Genomic DNA, 14,537 nt, shown 5'->3' with positions numbered 1-14,537 from the left:
GGTAGGTCGCGCGGCCCGGCGTAGCACCCGGCCCTGGGGTGGGCGCGGGCGCGAGGGGTGCGCGGCCCGGCGTTGCGGGGTGCCGCTGCGCCCACCCGTGCCGCCCCAGCGGCACGACTGCCCGCAGCGGCGGCGGGGGCGGTCACGCGCAGCGGCGGCAGGGAGGCGGAGACTGCCCGCAGCTGCGGCGGGGGCACGTGCAGCGGCGGCGGGGAGGCGGAGACTGCCCGCAGCTGCGGCGGGGGCACGTGCAGCGGCGGCGGGGAGGCGGCGACTGCCCGCAGCGGCGGGGGCGGCGACTGCTCGCAGCTGCGGCGGGGGGGCACGCGCAGCTGCCGCGGGGGCGACGACGGCCCGCAGCGGCGGCCGGGGGCGACGCGGCGGGGAAGCCGCGTACGGCGAGAAGGAGCGCGGAGCGAGGGCGGGCCGCAGCCGCGTACGGCGAGAAGGGGGCGTGTCGGGGGGTGTCCGCCCGCAGCGGTTGGCGCGTCAACGCCCCGAGCCTCTTCAAGTGACCGATTCCGCGCCGTTCCGAGGACGGACACCCCCCGGCGCGACCCCGACCCACCCACCGGACACACCGCGCTACACGCACCCCCACCGAACCCGCACAGGCCGCCGCAGGCAGGGCACCGTCACCGCGGATCCGGACGGCCGCCGATCCAGTCCTGGACGACGCGGCGCGGTCCGGACCAGCGGCGGTCGTGGCGGGCGGCGCGCAGCCGGGCGCGTGCGCGGGCCCGCGGCCGGCGGGCGTAGAACCGGCGGGCCCACGGAGAGCCCGGCCGGGCCAGGCGAACCGCGCCGACCAGAGCGACCAGGGGCACGATGACCCCGAAGATCGCCAGCCGCGCCTTGCCCTTGGCCAGGGCGAGGAGGGAGAACAGGAAGTTCCCCGCGACCGTCGCGATGACGTTCGCGCGGTCCTGCAACTCGTCCTGGGACATCCCGTCGACACCGAACGGCGTGAACCCCGCCAGCACCAGCCCGACCAGCGCCGCGGTGAGCACCACGACCTCCACGCTCTTGCGCCCCGCCTCGCTCCAGTACACGTCGTCGAGGTGCAGGATCAGCGCGAACTCGTCCAGGACCAGCCCCGCCCCGATACCGAAGACCACCGCCGCGAGCGCCGACCAGACCCCGTGCCGGCCCCCCGCGACCGCGCCGAAGCCCCCGACGACGGTGAGCACGACCCCCGGAACGACGTGGTGGATGTGCACCCCGCCCGCCTTGACGTTCCCGAAGGGCCCCTTGCCCGCCCGGATCAGACGGGTGATCACCCGGGTGATCGCGAACGTCAGCACGAACGCCGCCAGCGCGAGGAGCAGCGGCAGCTTGCCCGGCTCCATGATGTTGCGCTGCCACCAATCTCCCATATGCGCACTTTATCCCCAGTGCCCGCCCACGCCCCGCCGACCGCCGGGTAGTCTGCGCCGGTGCTCAGGACCCCCTCCCCCGACGGCCTCCGTTTCGCCTTCGGCACCCTCACCGTGCTCCCGGTCAAGGTGACCCGCTGGGACCGGGACGCCGCGCGCGGCGGCATGCTGTGCGCGCCGCTGGCCGGGCTGACCGTCGGCGTCGCCGCCGCGGCCGCCGGGCTCCTGCTGCTCGCCCTGGGTGCCGGGACCCTGCTCGCCGCGGTCGCCACGGCCGCCGTCCCCGCCGTACTCACGCGTGGACTGCACCTGGACGGACTGGCCGACACCGCCGACGGACTGGGCAGCGGCAAGCCCGCCGAGGACGCCCTGCGGATCATGAAGCAGTCGGACATCGGACCGTTCGGCGTGCTCACCCTGCTGTTCACGCTGCTCGCCCAGGTGGCCGCCCTCGCGCAGGCCTACGACGGCTCGTGGGCGCGGGGCGCGCTCGCCGCCGTGGTGTCGGCGACCGCCGCCCGGCTGGCGCTCACGACGGCGGCCCGGACCGGAGTGCCCGCCGCCCGCCCGGAGGGCCTGGGCGCGGCGGTCGCCGGGGTGGTCCCGGCCGGCGGGGCGCTGGCGGCGACGGCGGCCGTCACCCTGGCTGGCGCGGCGGCGGGCGCGTACCTGGGCCCGTACGACGCGCTGCGCACGGCGCTCGCCGTGGTGTGCGCCGCCGCGGTGGCCGAACTCCTCCTGCGCCACTGCGTCCGCCGCTTCGGCGGCGTCACGGGCGACGTCTTCGGCGGCGTGGCGGAGACGGCGGCCACCACCGCCCTCGTGGTCCTCGTCCTCGGTTGAGCCACCGGCTCAGCAGGCCTCCCGCCACGCGTCCAGTTCGTACTTCTTCAGCATCGAACTGAGCCGCAGCTCACGGGAGTCGGCGCAGAAGCGCTCGGTCGGCAGCTCGTACTCGACGTGGAACACCGCCTTGTCCGCGTCGACGAACGGCCGGTTGTCGGCGCACTCGCCGTACTGGGCGCACTGTTCGTTGACGGCGAAGTCGAAGTCGTCGACCAGGTCCGGGATCTGGTCCAGGTCGTTCTTCAGCCCGACGGCCATCCCGCGGTCGTGGGCGAGCTTCGCGATCAGCCGGTTGTAGCGGAGCTGGTCGTCGCCGGTGAGCGGGAAGCCGGTGTCGTTCTTGTAGCCGTCCATGTTGTCCGGCTCCACGGCGTCGAAGCCCTTGTCGCGGCACATGTCGAGGCGCTCGGCCATCAGCGGCTCCAGGACGTCAGTCGCGCGGATGTCCAGCCACCGCTCGCCCTCCCAGCCGTTGCCCTTGCCCAGCACCTCCTCGGGGAACGCGTCGGCGTCGGGCCGGAAGTCCTCCCAGGCGCCGGTGGAGACGTAGCAGATGACCTTGCGCCCGTCGTCGTGCAGGCCGGCGACCGTGGCCTCGTCGTGGTCGAAGCCGTCGATGTCGTAGACCGGTACGTCGACGGAGGTGTCGAGCCTGCCACTGAGCTGCCACTGCCAGGCGGTGCCGGCCGTCGGCCGCCAGTGGCCGGCGGCCTCGCCACCGCCACCGCCACCGCCACCGCCACCGCCGACGCCGACGCCGGCACCGCCGTCACCGTCGTCGCCGGCGGGGGCCGAGGTGCAGCCGGCAAGCAGCAGCAGGAGAAGGGCTGTCGGCAGGACCGGGCGTCTCACGGGAAGTGCTCCAGAGTGCGGGAGGGGGTGGGCGGCATGCCCCCGGAATGATCTCCCACCCGCACAGCGGCGGGGAAACCACGGCCCCGCGGGAGGGAGCGCGCCCGTGCGCGAGCGTAGGCTCGTGCCGAGTGTTCGCCTGCCCAGGCGAGGACCGCATCGCAGGAGGGATCTAGGGTCGGATGTCGGGCCCGGTCGACCCACCCGCATTCGGCCACACCAGACTTCATACGGAAGCGAGATTTCACCACCGTGACTGCTCTCACTCTCTCCACCGCCGCGGCGCCCGGCCTGCGGGCCGACGCGATCGTGATCGGCGTCGCCAAGGGCGCAGGCGGCCCGTCCGTCGCCCCGGGCGCCGAGGCCGTGGACAAGGCGTACGACGGCCGGCTCGCCGCCGTCCTGGAGACCCTCGGCGCCTCCGGTGCCGAGGGCGAGGTGACGAAGCTGCCCGCTCCGTCCGGCTTCAAGGCCCCCGTCGTCGTGGCGGTGGGCCTCGGTGCCGAGCCCGAGAAGGACGCCGGTTTCGACCCCGAGGCGCTGCGCCGGGCCGCCGGCGCGGCCGCCCGCGCCCTGGCCGGCGCCAAGAAGGCCGCCTTCGCCCTGCCGCTCGCCGAGGCCGCCGACGCCGGTGTCGTCGCCGAGGGCCTGCTGCTCGGCGCGTACTCCTTCGACGCGTACAAGGCGTCGGCCACGGAGGCCAAGGGTGCCAAGGCGAAGGCCAACGGCAACGGCAAGGCCCCGCTGGCGGAGGCCGCGCTGCTCGGCGGCAAGCCGCGCGACAAGGCGTACAAGGCGGCGATCGAGCGTGCCGCGGCCGTCGCCGAGGAGCTGAACCGCGCCCGCGACCTGGTCAACACCCCGCCGAACGACCTCGACCCGGAGGCTTTCGCGGCGGTGGCGCAGGCGGCCGCCAAGGAGCACGGCATCAAGGTGCAGGTGCTCGACGAGAAGGCGCTCACCAAGGGCGGCTACGGCGGCATCCTCGGCGTCGGCGCCGGTTCGGCGTCGGGTCCGCGGCTGGTGAAGCTGTCGTACACCTCGCCCAAGGCGAAGAAGTCCCTCGCCTTCGTCGGCAAGGGCATCACCTACGACTCGGGCGGCATCTCGCTGAAGCCGGCCGGCCACAACGAGACGATGAAGTGCGACATGGCCGGTGCCGCCGCCGTGTTCGCCGCGGTGGTCGCGGCCGCGCGGCTCGGCCTGGAGGTCAACGTGACCGGCTGGCTGGCGCTGGCCGAGAACATGCCGTCGGGCTCCGCCACCCGCCCGGGTGATGTGCTGCGCATGTACAGCGGCAAGACGGTGGAGGTGCTCAACACCGACGCCGAGGGCCGGCTGGTGCTCGCCGACGCGCTGTGGGCGGCCTCGCAGGACAAGCCGGACGCGATCATCGACGTGGCGACGCTGACGGGCGCGATGATGCTGGCGCTGGGCAGCCGCACGTACGGGATCATGGCGAACGACGACGCGTTCCGCTCCGCGGTGCACGAGGCGGCGGAGGAGTCCGGCGAGCCGGCGTGGCCGATGCCGCTGCCGGAACACCTGCGCAAGGGCATGGACTCGCCGACCGCGGACATCGCGAACATGGGCGAGCGGATGGGCGGCGGCCTGGTGGCCGGTCTGTTCCTGCGCGAGTTCGTCGGCGAGGGCATCACCTGGGCGCACCTGGACATCGCGGGTCCGGCCTTCAACGAGGGCGGGCCGTTCGGGTACACGCCGAAGGGCGGCACGGGGACGGCGGTGCGGACGCTGGTGCGGGTCGCCGAGCTGGCGGCTGCGGGTGAGCTGGGCTAGCTGGGCCAGCTGGGCCGGGGGCGCCTAAGGGGTTCGGGGCGCGGGTGATCGTGCGGCTGCGGGCCCGTCGTGGCTCGTCGCGCGGTTCCCCGCGCCCCTGGGTGGGCTGTCCCGGCGTCGGCCGAGAAGAACCGCAGGGCGTCGCGCCCACGCGGCGGAGCCGCTGGCGTCGGCACAAATGAACCGCAGGGAAAACCCGCTCACGTGAACGTGGGGTGTCTCACACCCCGGCCCCACGTCTCGTTCGCCTCTCACAAGTGCGAAGATGGAGCCCGGCAGGACAGGGCCCACCCAAGGGCCGAGAACAATGAGCGGCCGGACACCAGCCGCCGACCGGTCACTGGAGACCGGCGTGGCGCACATGCATGGAGGACGTGACGTGGCGAACGACGCCAGCACCGTTTTCGACCTAGTGATCCTCGGCGGTGGCAGCGGTGGTTACGCCGCGGCCCTGCGCGGGGCGCAGCTGGGCCTGGACGTCGCCCTGATCGAGAAGAACAAGCTCGGCGGCACCTGCCTGCACAACGGTTGCATCCCCACCAAGGCCCTGCTCCACGCGGGCGAGGTCGCCGACCAGTCCCGTGAGAGCGAGCAGTTCGGCGTCAAGACGTCCTTCGAGGGCGTCGACATGGCCGGCGTGCACAAGTACAAGGACGAGGTGATCGCCGGCCTGTACAAGGGCCTGCAGGGTCTGGTCGCCTCCCGCAAGATCACGTACATCGAGGGTGAGGGCCGGCTCTCCTCCCCCACCTCCGTCGACGTCAACGGCCAGCGTGTCCAGGGCCGCCACGTCCTGCTCGCGACCGGCTCCGTGCCGAAGACGCTGCCGGGCCTGGAGATCGACGGCAACCGGATCATCTCCTCGGACCACGCCCTCACGCTGGACCGCGTGCCGAAGTCCGCGATCGTGCTGGGCGGCGGCGTCATCGGCGTCGAGTTCGCCTCCGCGTGGAAGTCCTTCGGTTCCGAGGTCACGGTCATCGAGGGCCTCAAGCACCTCGTCCCGGTCGAGGACGAGAACAGCTCCAAGCTCCTGGAGCGCGCCTTCCGCAAGCGCGGCATCAAGTTCAACCTGGGCACCTTCTTCCAGAAGGCCGAGTACACCCAGGACGGCGTCAAGGTCACCCTCGCCGACGGCAAGGAGTTCGAGGCCGAGGTCCTGCTCGTCGCCATCGGCCGCGGCCCGGTCTCGCAGGGCCTGGGCTACGAGGAGAACGGCGTCGCGACGGACCGCGGCTTCGTCCTCGTGGACGAGTACATGCGGACCAACGTCCCGACCATCTCCGCCGTCGGTGACCTCGTTCCCACCCTCCAGCTCGCGCACGTCGGCTTCGCCGAGGGCATCCTGGTGGCGGAGCGGCTCGCCGGCCTGAAGACCGTGCCGGTCGACTACGACGGCGTGCCGCGGGTGACGTACTGCCACCCGGAGGTCGCCTCCGTCGGTCTCACCGAGGCCAGGGCGAAGGAGGTCTACGGCGCGGACAAGGTCGTCTCGATCAAGTTCCCCCTGGGCGGCAACGGCAAGAGCCGCATCCTGAAGACCGCGGGCGAGATCAAGCTGGTCCAGGTCAAGGACGGCGCCGTGGTCGGCGTCCACATGGTCGGCGACCGTATGGGCGAGCAGGTCGGCGAGGCGCAGCTGATCTACAACTGGGAGGCGCTGCCGGCCGAGGTGGCCCAGCTCATCCACGCCCACCCGACGCAGAACGAGGCGCTCGGCGAGGCCCACCTGGCGCTGGCCGGCAAGCCGCTCCACATGCACGACTGACCGCTTCGGTCTTCGGGCGCGACGACACAGACTTCCGCAATTTCGTAAGGAGCAACCGAAACCATGGCGGTTTCCGTAACCCTTCCGGCGCTCGGCGAGAGCGTCACCGAGGGCACCGTCACCCGCTGGCTGAAGGCCGAGGGTGAGCGCGTCGAGGCCGACGAGCCGTTGCTCGAGGTCTCGACCGACAAGGTCGACACCGAGATCCCGGCCCCCGCCTCGGGCGTGCTGTCCTCCATCAAGGTCGCCGAGGACGAGACCGTCGAGGTCGGCGCCGAGCTGGCGCTGATCGACGACGGCAGCGGCGCCCCCGCCGCCGCCCCGGCCCCGCAGGCCGAGCAGGTCGCCGAGCCGGCCCCGAGCCCGCCCCGGCCGCCCCTCCACCGAGCAGGCCGCCCCGGCGCCCGCTCCCACCGCCGACGCCGCCGCCGGCGGCTCCGCGGAGGGCACGGACGTGGTGCTGCCCGCGCTCGGCGAGTCCGTCACCGAGGGCACCGTCACCCGCTGGCTGAAGTCGGTCGGTGACAGCGTCGAGGAGGACGAGCCGCTGCTCGAGGTCTCGACCGACAAGGTCGACACCGAGATCCCGGCCCCCACCTCCGGCACCCTGCTGGAGATCGTGGTCGGCGAGGACGAGACGGCCGAGGTCGGCGCCAAGCTCGCCGTCATCGGTGCGGCGGGCGCCGCCCCGGCGGCTGCCCCGGCCGCCCCCGCTGCTCCGGCCCAGCCCGAGCCCACCCCGGCTCCGGCGGCTCCGGCCCCGGCTCCCGCGCAGGCCGCTCCGGCTCCGGCCGCCCCGGCCCCGCAGGCGCCGCTGGCTCCGGCCCCGCAGCCCGCCGCCCCGGCGCCCGCGTCGGCCCCGGCCGCCGCTCCGGCTGCCCCGGCCGCCGCCCAGCCGGTGGACGACGGCGCCTACGTCACCCCGCTGGTGCGCAAGCTCGCCGCCGAGAACGGCGTCGACCTGTCCACCGTCAAGGGCACCGGCGTCGGCGGCCGTATCCGCAAGCAGGACGTCGTCGCCGCGGCCGAGGCCGCGAAGGCCGCCGCCCCGGCTCCGGCCGCCGCCCCTGCCGCGCCCGCCGCGAAGAAGGCCCCCGTCCTGGAGGCCTCCCCGCTGCGTGGCCAGACCGTCAAGATGCCGCGCATCCGCAAGGTCATCGGCGACAACATGGTCAAGGCGCTGCACGAGCAGGCCCAGCTGTCGTCGGTCGTCGAGGTCGACGTCACCCGTCTGATGAAGCTGCGCGCCCGTGCCAAGGACGCGTTCGCGGCTCGCGAGGGCGTCAAGCTCTCCCCGATGCCGTTCTTCGTCAAGGCCGCGGCCCAGGCCCTCAAGGCCCACGCCCCGGTCAACGCCAAGATCAACGAGGCCGAGGGGACCATCACCTACTTCGACACCGAGAACATCGGTATCGCGGTGGACTCCGAGAAGGGCCTGATGACCCCGGTCATCAAGAACGCCGGTGACCTGAACCTGGCCGGCATCGCCAAGGCGACCGCCGACCTGGCGGGCAAGGTGCGGGCCAGCAAGATCAGCCCGGACGAGCTGGCCGGTGCGACCTTCACCATCAGCAACACCGGTTCGCGCGGCGCGCTGTTCGACACGATCATCGTGCCGCCGGGCCAGGTCGCCATCCTCGGCATCGGTGCCACGGTCAAGCGTCCGGCCGTCATCGAGACGGAGGACGGCCCGCTCATCGGCGTCCGCGACATGACGTACCTGACCCTGTCCTACGACCACCGTCTGGTGGACGGCGCCGACGCCGCCCGCTACCTGACGGCGGTCAAGGCGATCCTGGAGGCGGGCGAGTTCGAGGTCGAGCTCGGCCTGTAGTCACCCTCGCCAGTGGGCCTGTACGGTGCCCCCGCCCGGAACCTCCCGGGCGGGGGCATCGCCGTGTTTCGACCGGGGCACGCTGTGTAAGTCTCGTCTCACCTGCGTCAAAGCGCCCCCGTGCGCCCTTCCCGCCCCCCGTGACGGCCGTATTGTCTAAACGTCAGTCCCCCAGGGGGCCGAAGGGGCCCCCTCCCGAAGGAGCTCTCATGACCGCGCCCGTCGTCCACTCGCTGCGCGAACAGATCCGCGAGCACATCCTGGAAGGGATCATCAGCGGGCGCTGGCAGCCGGGCGAGCGGATCGTGGAGCGGCGGATCGCGACCGAGCTGGAGGTCAGCCAGACGCCGGTGCGGGAGGCGCTGCGGGAGCTGGAGTCGCTGCGGCTGATCGAGTCGGCGCCGAACAAGGGCGTGCGGGTGCGCAACCTGACCGCCGCCGACCTGGAGGAGAGCTACCCCGTCCGGGCCGGCCTGGAGGCCATCGCGGCCGAGCTGGCGGCGGACCGGCTCGCCCTGGACTGCTCGGCCCTGGAGCCGCACGTCGCCGCGCTGTACGAGGCCGACCGGGTCTCCGACGGCACCGGCCAGGTGCGGCACACGGTGGGCTTCCACCGGGAGCTGGTGCGGGCGGCGGGCAACTCGGTGCTGCTGCACACGTGGGAGGGGCTGGGGATCGAGGTGTTCACGGCGCTGTCGATACGGTGGCTGGGGACGGTGCAGCAGTCGTACGCGGAGGAGCACGAGGAGCTGGTCGCGGCCTTCCGCCGCCGTGACCCTCGCATCCCGGAGATCGTGAAGTCCCACGTCCTGGGCTGCGCCCCGCGCCCCTGACGCGTTCCTTCACCCCCGCCGCCCCCGTTCGCGCAGTTCCCCGCGCCCCTCATGGGGTCGCGGGGCTGTACCGATATGCGGCTCCGCCGCGTGGGCCCACCCGCGGACGCCACTCGACCGAACCTCCCGGGCTCATCCGCGCCCACCCCCTCTCACCTGCACGAACCGCCAACTTCAAGGTCACCCCGTGCCACCGCCGGAGGCACCCCGTGCCGACTTTCTCGTGATCAAGAGGTTTTGCCCCTCAACCCTTTGATCGATCATCGATCAGGGAGTTACAGTCACAGACGGGCTTCCACCCAAGCCCCAGCCCTGTCCTGCCAAAGACCTAGGGCACCCCCGAACCCTTGCCGATGAGGGAACCCCCTTCGACTGAGGAAGGCGGCGACATGACGACCGACCCCAAAGCCATCCAGCCGAGCGAGCTCGACCAGCTCCCGGACCGCGACCCCGAGGAGACCGCCGAGTGGCAGGCCTCCCTGGACGCCGTCACCAAGGCGGCCGGGCCGCACCGTGCCGCGTACCTGATGCGCCGCACGCTGGAGCGCGCCGAGGGCGCGGGCCTGGCGCTGCCGAAGCTGCTGGAGACCGACTACGTCAACTCCATCCCGACCGCCGACGAGCCCACCGTGGACGGCGACGAGGCGATGGAGCAGCGGATCACCGCCTGGAACCGCTGGAACGCGGCGGCGATGGTGACCCGCGGCAGCAAGTACGGCGTCGGCGGCCACATCGCCACCTTCGCCTCCGCGGCCTGGCTCTACGAGACCGGCTTCAACCACTTCTTCAAGGGCAAGGAGGGTGACGGCTCCGGCGACCAGCTCTACGTCCAGGGCCACGCCTCCCCCGGCATCTACGCCCGCGCCTTCCTCGACGGCCGCCTGAACGAGGAGCAGCTGGACAACTTCCGCCGCGAGGCCGGCGGGAACGGCCTGCCGTCCTACCCGCACCCGCGCCGCCTGCCCTGGCTGTGGGAGTTCCCCACCGTCTCCATGGGCCTCGGTCCGATCTCCGCGATCTACCAGGCGCGGTTCAACCGCTACCTGACCAGCCGCGGCATCAAGGACCTGACCAACTCCCACGTGTGGGCGTTCCTCGGCGACGGCGAGATGGACGAGCCGGAGTCCACCACCGCGCTCACCCTCGCCTCCCGCGAGGGCCTGGACAACCTGACCTTCGTCATCAACTGCAACCTGCAGCGCCTCGACGGTCCGGTCCGCGCCAACTTCAAGATCGTGCAGGAGCTGGAGGCCCAGTTCCGCGGCGCCGGCTGGAACGTGATCAAGTCGCTGTGGGGCACGGCCTGGGACGAGCTGTTCCAGCTCGACACCACCGGCGCCCTGGTACGCCGCCTGCGCGAGGTACCGGACGCCCAGGTCCAGACGTACCAGACGCGCGACGCCGCCTACATCCGCGAGGACTTCTTCAACAAGGACCCGCAGCTCGCCGAAATGGCGAAGCTCCTGTCCGACGACAAGATCCTCGAGTGCTTCCACTTCTCCCGCGGTGGTCACGAGTCCCGCAAGGTGTACGCCGCCTACCGCGCCGCGCTCGCCCACAAGGGCGCGCCCACCGTGATCCTGGCCCAGACGGTCAAGGGCCACACCCTCGGCTCCGGCTTCGCGTCGAAGAACGCCAACCACCAGATGAAGAAGCTCTCGGTGGACGAGTTCAAGGACATGCGCGACCTGCTCGGCCTGCCGATCGCGGACAGCGCCTTCGTCGACGGCGTGGTCCCCTACGGCCACCCCGGCGCCGACTCCCCCGAGGTGCGCTACCTCCAGGAGCGCCGCGCCGCCCTCGGCGGCCCCGCCCCGGCCCGCCGCGTCCACCCGCTCGCGCCGCTGCCCGCCCCCGCCGACAAGGCGTTCGCCTCCTTCGACAAGGGCTCCGGCTCGCAGAACGTCGCGACGACCATGGCCTTCGTCCGCCTGGTCAAGGACCTGGTCCGGGACAAGGAGACCGGCAAGCGCTGGGTGCCGATCGTCCCCGACGAGGCCCGCACCTTCGGCATGGAGAGCCTCTTCCCGTCACTGGGCATCTACTCGCCCAAGGGCCAGACGTACGAGCCGGTCGACCGCGACCAGCTGATGTACTACAAGGAAGCCAAGAACGGCCAGATCCTCAACGAGGGCATCACCGAGGCCGGCTCGATGGCCGACTTCATCGCCGCGTCCACCGCGTACGCGACGCACGGCGAGGCGATGATCCCGTTCTACATCTTCTACTCGATGTTCGGCTGGCAGCGCACGGCCGACCAGATGTGGCAGCTCGGCGACCAGCTCGGCCGCGGCTTCCTGGTGGGCGCCACCGCGGGCCGCACCACCCTCACCGGTGAGGGCCTCCAGCACGCGGACGGCCACTCCCCGGCCATCGCGGCGACCAACCCGGCCGCGCTCTCCTACGACCCGGCGTTCGCGTACGAGATCGCGGCGATCGTCAAGGACGGTCTGCGCCGCATGTACGGCGAGGCGGCCCCGGGCGAGGACCCGAACGTCTTCTACTACCTGACGGTCTACAACGAGCCGATGCCGCAGCCGGCCAAGCCGTCCGGGGTGGACGAGGGCATCGTCAAGGGCCTGTACCGCTTCAACACGGCGGAGACGGCGGGCCTGACCCCGGCCGCGAACGCCCCGCGCATCCAGCTGCTCGGCTCCGGCACGGCGATCCACTGGACGCTCAAGGCGCAGCGGCTGCTCGCCGAGGAGTGGGGCGTGGCCGCCGACGTGTGGTCCGCGACCTCCTGGACGGAGCTGCGCCGGGACGCCATGGACGCCGACGCGGCGCTGCTGCGCGGCGAGGACCGGGTGCCGTACGTCCGCCGGGCGCTGCAGGGCGCCGAGGGCCCGGTGCTCGCGGTCTCCGACTACATGCGCCAGGTCCCGGACCAGATCGCGCAGTGGGTCGAGCAGGACTACTCGTCGCTCGGTGCCGACGGCTTCGGCCTGTCGGACACCCGGGACGCCGCCCGCCGCCACTTCGGCGTGGACGCCGAGTCCATCGTGGTCGCGGCCCTGGCCCAGCTCGCCCGGCGCGGCGAGGTCAAGGCGACGGCCGTGAAGGAGGCGCGCGAGCGCTACGGCCTGTAGAGGCGAGTCACCACGAACGGAAGGCCCCCGCCCCGGCGGGGGCCTTCCGCGCCTCCTGCATCATGTGGGCATGCGCGCTGCCCGCCTCATCAAGATGGTGCTGCTCCTCCAGTCCCGCCCGTCCATGACCGCCGCCGAGCTGGCCCGCGAGCTGGAGGTGTCGGAGCGGACCGTGACGCGGGACGCGCAGGCGCTGTCGGAGGCGGGCGTGCCGGTGTACGCGGAGCGCGGCCGGGCCGGCGGCTACCGCCTCGTCGGCGGCTACCGCACCCGCCTGACCGGGCTGGCCCGGGGCGAGGCGGAGGCGCTGTTCCTGTCCGGAGTCCCCGGGGCGCTGCGCGAGATGGGCCTGGAGGACGCGGCCTCGGCGGCCCGCCTGAAGGTGTCGGCGGCCCTGCTCCCCTCCCTGCGGGACGCCTCCCGTACGGCGGCCCAGCGCTTCCACCTGGACGCGCCGAACTGGTTCCGCGAGCCGGAGACGCCCGAGCTGCTGCCCGCGGTGGCGGACGCGGTCTGGGACGACCGGCGCGTCGCCGCGCGCTACCGGCGCGGGACGGACGAGGTCGTCCGGGAGCTGGAGCCGTACGGGCTCGTACTGAAGGCCGGGGTCTGGTACCTCTGCGCGCGGGTCGCGGGGACGGCGGACGACGGACCCTTCCGCGTGTACCGCATCGACCGGTTCACGGCGGTGGAGGCGGGCGAGGAACGTTTCGTCCGGGACGACGGCTTCGACCTGCCCGCGTTCTGGGCCGAGCGGGCCGAGCAGTTCGCGCGGTCGATCCTGCGGGCCGAGGTGGTGGTGCGGCTGTCGGAGCGGGGGGTGCGCGGGCTGCCGTACGCGGTCGACGCGCTGTCGGCCCGGGAGGCGCTGAGCGCCGCGGGTGCGCCGGATGCGGACGGCTGGGTGACGGTGGCGCTGCCGGTGGAGTCGGAGGAGGTCGCGCATGCGCAGCTCAGGGGGCTCGGGCCGGAGGTGGAGGTGCTGGCGCCGGCGGCGCTGCGGGAACGGTTCGCGCGGGAGGCTCGGCGGTTGGCGGGGTTGTACGGGGGGTGAGTGCGGGGTGCCGCGGACCGGCGCGGTCCGGTTGACCGGGGGTCGCGTGACCCGGCGTGGTCTTGGTGCCCGGGGTGGGTGCGGGCGCGAGGGATGCGCGGCCCGGCGTTGCGGGTGCCGCTGCGCCCACCCGTGCCGCCCCAGCGGCACGACTGCCCGCAGCGGCGGCGGGGGGCGGCGACTGCCCGCAGCTGGGCGGCGGGGCGGTCACGCGCAGCTGCCGCGGGGGCGACGACGGCCCGCAGCGGCGGCCGGGGGCGACGCGGCGGGGAAGCCGCGTACCGCGAGAAGGAGCGCGGAGCGAGGGCGGGCCGCAGCCGCGTACGGCGAGAAGGGGCGTGCCGGGGGTGTCCGCCCGCAGCGGTTGGCGCGTCAACACCCCGAGCCTCTTCAAGTGACCCATTCCGCGCCGTTCCGAGGACGGACACCCCCCGGCGCGACCCCGACCCACCCACCGCACACACCGCGCTACACGCACCCCCACCACACCCGCGCATAACGATCCGCCGCACTCCGCGTGCGCCGCCCCCGCCCAGGGCCGATGCTGGACCCGTGATGGACGAGACGGAGTTCTGGGAGCTGATCGACGCCGCCCGGCAGCGCGCCGACGGCGATTCCGAGGACCAGGCCGACCTGCTCGTGGAGCGGCTGCTCGGCATGGACCCGGACCTGGTGCTCGACTTCGCCCGCCACTTCGAGGCCCGCTACAACCGCGCCTGCACCTGGGACCTGTGGGGTGCCGCGTGGGTGCTGCTCGGCGGGGCGAGCGACGACGCCTTCGACTTCTTCCGGTGCTGGCTGATCGGCCAGGGCCGCGAGGTGTACGAGGGCGCGGTGCACGAGCCCGACTCGCTCGCCGAGCTGCTGGACGACTTCGACGAGGAGCTGGACGGCGACGGCGAGGAGCTGGGCTACGCGGCCGACGAGGCCTACGAGCAGCTCACCGGCACCGTCGCCCCGGACCTGGGCATCGCGCCCGCGCCCCCCGAACCGCTGGGCGCACCGATCGACCTGGAGAACGACCGCGCCCTCGCCGAGCGCCTGCCCCGCCTGTGGGCGAGGTTCGGACCGGAGTGACGCGCGGACTC

Annotated in this window: 9 protein-coding genes and 1 pseudogene; 8 read left to right on the top strand and 2 right to left on the bottom strand. The window is 73.2% G+C overall.

The features are described from left to right. Positions 1 to 635: 635 nt before the first annotated feature. Positions 636 to 1,376, bottom strand: a complete 741-nt coding sequence (locus Sru02f_RS08070; RefSeq protein WP_109031765.1) for a hypothetical protein — start codon at positions 1,374 to 1,376, stop codon at positions 636 to 638. Between the two features lie 60 nt (positions 1,377 to 1,436). On the opposite strand from Sru02f_RS08070, the gene Sru02f_RS08065 reads away from it, so the two are divergent. Beyond that, positions 1,437 to 2,219: an adenosylcobinamide-GDP ribazoletransferase gene (locus Sru02f_RS08065; RefSeq protein ID WP_109031764.1), complete on the top strand. Its 783-nt coding sequence runs from the start codon at positions 1,437 to 1,439 to the stop codon at positions 2,217 to 2,219. Positions 2,220 to 2,228: 9 nt separating this feature from the next. Here the strand turns inward: Sru02f_RS08065 and Sru02f_RS08060 are convergent, their stop codons facing one another. After that, positions 2,229 to 3,074 (bottom strand): endo alpha-1,4 polygalactosaminidase, encoded by an 846-nt coding sequence (locus tag Sru02f_RS08060; protein WP_109031763.1) that lies wholly within the window; start codon positions 3,072 to 3,074, stop codon positions 2,229 to 2,231. Positions 3,075 to 3,326: 252 nt separating this feature from the next. Here Sru02f_RS08060 and Sru02f_RS08055 point away from each other — a divergent pair, with 252 nt between their 5' ends. The 7 genes and pseudogenes from Sru02f_RS08055 to Sru02f_RS08025 all read left to right on the top strand — a co-directional run bounded on the left by Sru02f_RS08055 (position 3,327) and on the right by Sru02f_RS08025 (position 14,526). Further along, positions 3,327 to 4,871, top strand: a complete 1,545-nt coding sequence (locus tag Sru02f_RS08055; protein ID WP_109031762.1) for a leucyl aminopeptidase — start codon at positions 3,327 to 3,329, stop codon at positions 4,869 to 4,871. A gap of 379 nt (positions 4,872 to 5,250) precedes the next feature. Next, positions 5,251 to 6,639 (top strand): dihydrolipoyl dehydrogenase, encoded by a 1,389-nt coding sequence (gene lpdA / locus Sru02f_RS08050; RefSeq protein ID WP_030873385.1) that lies wholly within the window; start codon positions 5,251 to 5,253, stop codon positions 6,637 to 6,639. Positions 6,640 to 6,702: 63 nt separating this feature from the next. Further along, positions 6,703 to 8,473 (top strand): annotated as a pseudogene (sucB, locus tag Sru02f_RS08045) (2-oxoglutarate dehydrogenase, E2 component, dihydrolipoamide succinyltransferase). A 209-nt stretch (positions 8,474 to 8,682) separates the two neighbouring features. Then, the gene (locus tag Sru02f_RS08040; protein ID WP_003976633.1) at positions 8,683 to 9,306 is read left to right on the top strand and encodes a GntR family transcriptional regulator; all 624 of its coding nucleotides are present in this window, start codon (positions 8,683 to 8,685) and stop codon (positions 9,304 to 9,306) included. A 389-nt stretch (positions 9,307 to 9,695) separates the two neighbouring features. Continuing rightward, positions 9,696 to 12,395, top strand: a complete 2,700-nt coding sequence (aceE, locus tag Sru02f_RS08035) for a pyruvate dehydrogenase (acetyl-transferring), homodimeric type (protein ID WP_109031760.1) — start codon at positions 9,696 to 9,698, stop codon at positions 12,393 to 12,395. Between the two features lie 70 nt (positions 12,396 to 12,465). Beyond that, on the top strand, positions 12,466 to 13,449 hold the full coding sequence (locus Sru02f_RS08030; protein WP_109031759.1) for a helix-turn-helix transcriptional regulator: 984 nt from the start codon (positions 12,466 to 12,468) through the stop codon (positions 13,447 to 13,449). Between the two features lie 555 nt (positions 13,450 to 14,004). Further along, positions 14,005 to 14,526, top strand: a complete 522-nt coding sequence (locus Sru02f_RS08025; RefSeq protein WP_109031758.1) for a DUF4240 domain-containing protein — start codon at positions 14,005 to 14,007, stop codon at positions 14,524 to 14,526. The last annotated feature ends 11 nt before the right edge of the window (positions 14,527 to 14,537 follow it).

It is taken from the genome of Streptomyces rubrogriseus, assembly GCF_027947575.1.
In the GTDB taxonomy this organism is placed as follows: Bacteria; Actinomycetota; Actinomycetes; order Streptomycetales; family Streptomycetaceae; genus Streptomyces; species Streptomyces rubrogriseus.
Note: the sequence above shows the minus strand (reverse complement) of the source record. Positions and strands in the feature narration are given on the sequence as shown.

What these genes read in the sequence shown, in the direction of transcription:
- Sru02f_RS08070 (WP_109031765.1), bottom strand. Translation starts at nt 1,376, where the DNA reads ATGGGAGATTGGTGGCAGCGCAACATCATGGAGCCGGGCAAGCTGCCG.
- Sru02f_RS08040 (WP_003976633.1), top strand. Translation starts at nt 8,683, where the DNA reads ATGACCGCGCCCGTCGTCCACTCGCTGCGCGAACAGATCCGCGAGCAC.
- aceE (WP_109031760.1), top strand. Translation starts at nt 9,696, where the DNA reads ATGACGACCGACCCCAAAGCCATCCAGCCGAGCGAGCTCGACCAGCTC.
- Sru02f_RS08030 (WP_109031759.1), top strand. Translation starts at nt 12,466, where the DNA reads ATGCGCGCTGCCCGCCTCATCAAGATGGTGCTGCTCCTCCAGTCCCGC.
- Sru02f_RS08025 (WP_109031758.1), top strand. Translation starts at nt 14,005, where the DNA reads ATGGACGAGACGGAGTTCTGGGAGCTGATCGACGCCGCCCGGCAGCGC.